This window comes from Arthrobacter sp. I3, from assembly GCF_000520575.1.
Lineage (GTDB): Bacteria > Actinomycetota > Actinomycetes > Actinomycetales > Micrococcaceae > Arthrobacter > Arthrobacter humicola_A.
In genome coordinates this window covers 1-3,813 of sequence record NZ_KI914948.1, presented here as the reverse complement: position 1 = coordinate 3,813, position 3,813 = coordinate 1, and the positions used below count along the sequence as shown (strand labels likewise).

Genomic DNA, 3,813 nt, shown 5'->3' with positions numbered 1-3,813 from the left:
CCGCCGCAGCCCTCGATGCCGCGACGGCCGATTCGGCCAAGAGAAGCAGCAGGGCCAACGCCATGATGACCACCAGCCCGAGTCCCAGGGCCAGGATGGTCCCCGACCCCCGCTCTGAAGACGTACACAGGTGCCGGGCGTGGGCAGGATCCGGGCCCCGGTGTCGCGGCCCGCGGGCACGTGCACGGACAGGTGCAGGCGCAGGCGCAGGCGCAGGTGCAGGCGCAGGTGCAGGTGCAGGTGCAGGTGACATCATGTGCCGCCCTGCCACGGGGAACGGGAGACGCCATGCAGTCCGGGCTCATCCAGCCCCGGCCGTTGTGCCGCGCCGGGGGCCTCCGCACGCGCCCACGCGCTGGCGCTGAGGGCCCAGGGAACCAGGGAGCCAACGGCCCCAGGGACGCGGCCGGAAACGGTGACCCTGTGCCACTCACCGTCGTGCGTCACCTCTGAGTCCGCCGTGTCGCCGGCGAGACGGCGGACAATCTCACCGACTTCGCCGGCCGCGGCTCCCCTCGCCACCGCCCGGGCACCGCCGCGGGCCGCTTCCTCAACGCGGAGCTGCGTCACCCCGGCCGCCGAACCCGCGAGCAGAAGGGAGAGCAGCAGAACGACCGAGGGCAGCGCGACGGCGAACTCAGCCGTGACGGCCCCGCGGCACTCCGCCGTTGGCGGCGACGCTCTCCGGCCGCCGCTCCCCCGGCGGCGCCAGAGTCCGTTCATGGCAACGTGAGCGCCGTCCGGATGAGGTTCAGGAGGAACCCGCGGACCTCATCGCTGCGCATGATGAACACGAGGACCCCGGCAAAGCCCACGGCGGCCAGCGTTGCGATGGCATATTCAGCGGTAGCCATTCCCGCCTGCGAGGCCGGCGGCCCTTTACGTCCCCGCGGTTGAACGGGAACAACCGAGCTGGCGCCGGGGTAGATCTCATAGACCTCCGCAACGCCGCCCTCCCCTGCTTTAATGCGACGTGCAGCGGGGGTGTCCTGATTTGTTGACATCTGCTTTCCTTCCACGGGACACCGGCGTGATCGCCGGCTGATTCGACTCTCCCGGCTTGCACGTCGCGCCATAAGCCCCGATGGCAGCTAAGTGGAAAACGTGCCCGAAGTTGCCGTCGTGGCGGCCTGTGGAGGAGAAGTGTCTGGCCCTTTCCGGGCGGCCAACGGACGTCCAACGCAGTGCCCGGCCCGCCGGCGTTTCGCCCGGACCGAGACAGGGCTGAACCCGAGGGGCTGCGGTCCGTACTGCGACGACAGCCTCTCGGGTTCAGTTGGTGCGGGTCACCCGCGCGTTCCTAGGGGAGGAAGTATCCCGCGAGGTCGGCGATGAGGTGTGAGGACCCCGATGAACGGTTGAACAACGTCACCTTTCCGTCTGAGCCGACGGGGACCGAGACCAGGTTCGCTACAGTCTGTCGGGCCGAGAAGTTCAGGTTGGACGCGTCCGGACGGGTCGAGCCGGACGGGTAGGCGGTGATGTAGCCGATGAACGGGGGCGCCACGACCGTCAGGTTGAAGACAGCCCCCAGGACGTTCGCGGGGATTCCCGTGGTTCCGGCAATCTGAAAGGACACTGTGGAGTCCGGGCGCACAGCCGCTGAGGGGCGGGTGTCGAGGATCCTGGATGGGCCCGTGGCCTTGAACGCACCGGTGGCCGTCGGCGTGCCGCCGAGGTAGTAGCCGGCAACGTCTGCGATCAGGTGCGAACGTCCGAAGGAACGATTGAGCAGCGTGACTCTTCCGTCTGCACCGATGGGGACCGTGACCAGGTTCGGCACTGTCTGCCCGGCATTGAAGTTGAGGTTGGACGCGTCCGGACGCTTCGAGCCCGAGGCATAGGCCGTAATGTATCCGATCCTTGTTGGCTCCGTCACGGTGAGGTTGAAGACCACGGCGGAGGCAGTTGTCGGTATGCCGTTGGTCCCCCTAACCAGCAGGGACACCGTGGCATCCCCTGCAAGCGCCGTCGTGGACCGGGTGTCCAGCAGCCGCTTTGGCGCGAGGCTTTGGAAGGCACCCGGCGTCGCCGGCGTCCCCGTGACGTAGTAGCCGGTGACATCGGCGATGAGGTGGGTTGTGCCGGAGGATCTGTTGAACAGCGCCACTTTTCCGTCCGCACCCACCTTGACCGTTACCAGGTTAGGCACGTTTTGGTTGGCACGGAAGTTCACATTGGATGCATCCGGCTTTGTTGTCCCGGAGGGGTAGGCGGTGATGTAACCAATGGATTTAGCCTCAGTGACGGTCAGGTTGAAGACGACCGCCGCGACATTTGCCGGGATCCCATTAGCCCCTGCAACCTGGAAGGAAACGGCTTTATCGGCACCCACCGGCACCGTTTTCCGGGTGTCGAGGAACCGTTGTGGGGCAATCGGGGCAAACGTTCCGGGCAGCTGGGCGGCTGCCTTGCCGGCCTTGATAACGACGTCGTCAATGAAGCTGTCGCCTGCCTGCCGCCGGTGTTCGGCACCGAGTTGCATCTTGGTGACCGCGGTAAAGCCCGTGGCGATCTGCTTGCTGGAATACAGGAGTTTGCCGTCGAAGATCACCTCGACCGTGGAGGAGGCCCCATTTGCGACGACGTGCGTGACGATATGGTGCCAAGTGCCGAGAGGGACATTGACTTTCATCGGGGTGTAGCGGAGGGTTCCGTCGGGCGCCGCGACCCGCAACCACATCGGGCCGACGCCGCCGTTGGATCGGTAGACGTCTATGAACCGGGTAGTCCCGTTGAAGAAGCGGAAGTACGGGACGTTGTTGCCGGCGACGCCCTCTTTGGTGATGTTGAACCAGCCGTCGGCATAGACCTCGTTGTTTCCGGCAGGAAGTGGTGCGGAAAAATTGGCCACCGACCCGGCATCCGTGGTGACGTGAACATAGGCTGAGCAACGGCCCGAGTGCTGCTGGGCCGAGGAGACAGCGGCCGTGCCTGTCCCGGCGGTGAATGCGGCGGCGAAGCCTGCGGTGGTGAGGCTTCCGGACTCGAAGTTCGTGGCAATCACCGTCTTGCCCGGGTATTGGTTCGTCGGTTGGGGTGCTCCCGGCTGACAGGTCGGTACTGCGGCGGACGCCGGACTGGCACCGACCGCCAAACCGGTCAACACTAGTAGGTTGAGCGCTGCAATCACGCCCACTTTATACAGTCGAATCATTGATCTGCCCCCCTGGCATGGCTCCCAGTTAGTACGAGACCCCGGATACCCCGGGATTCGAGGCGCCAAGGAGGTGCTGTGAGAAGTCGACGCACGAGACCGCTCATACTCCGACGGTGCCTGCCCCAAAGGTATCCCCCAGCAACTTGAATAAACCTTGGGCCCGGGGTGATCCCCGGGCTGCCGGCATCACGCCGGAAGCAGCCCGAGGAGCACGGGCACGACGCCGAGGCAGACGAACGCCGGCAGGGAGCACAGGCCCAGCGGCACCACGAGTTTCACCCCGAGCGCGGCCGCGCGCTGCTCGGCGGCTCTGTTGCGTTCGCGGCGAAGCCGGGCAGCCTGGGCATAGAGGAGCGCTGAGGAGGGGGCGCCGGTAAGCGCGGCGAAGGAAAGAGCGTCGCGCAGGGCCTGAAGTTGGGGCGCCCGGGCACCGGAGCTGCGCCATGCCGTGCCCCAGTCCGCACCGATTGCGAGGGCTGACACAACCGGCCGAAGCTGCCGCCCGAGTTCCGGTGGCATGAGGGCGGCCACGAGGTCGAGGGACCGGCCAAGTCCGGCTCCCGTATCCAGCATGGCGCCGATCAGTTCCAGCATCATGGCGGTGTCCCGCAGGCCCTGGAGGCCGTGCCGGCCGGCGTCGTGGACCGTCGGGC

The 3,813-nt window shown here is 66.6% G+C and carries 4 protein-coding genes; all 4 read right to left on the bottom strand.

The features are described 5' to 3' along the window. Positions 1-252: 252 nt before the first annotated feature. Positions 253-723, bottom strand: a complete 471-nt coding sequence (locus Y706_RS0118030) for a TadE family type IV pilus minor pilin (RefSeq protein ID WP_028277708.1) — start codon at positions 721-723, stop codon at positions 253-255. After that, on the bottom strand, positions 720-1,004 hold the full coding sequence (locus Y706_RS0118025) for a DUF4244 domain-containing protein (protein ID WP_028277707.1): 285 nt from the start codon (positions 1,002-1,004) through the stop codon (positions 720-722). The genes Y706_RS0118030 and Y706_RS0118025 overlap by 4 nt, the downstream gene beginning before the upstream one ends. Positions 1,005-1,300: 296 nt before the next feature. Continuing rightward, positions 1,301-3,007 (bottom strand): hypothetical protein, encoded by a 1,707-nt coding sequence (locus Y706_RS29835; RefSeq protein ID WP_216699144.1) that lies wholly within the window; start codon positions 3,005-3,007, stop codon positions 1,301-1,303. 339 nt (positions 3,008-3,346) lie between these two features. After that, a partial coding sequence (locus tag Y706_RS0118005) for a type II secretion system F family protein (protein WP_028277706.1) occupies positions 3,347-3,813 on the bottom strand: 467 nt, incomplete at its 5' end.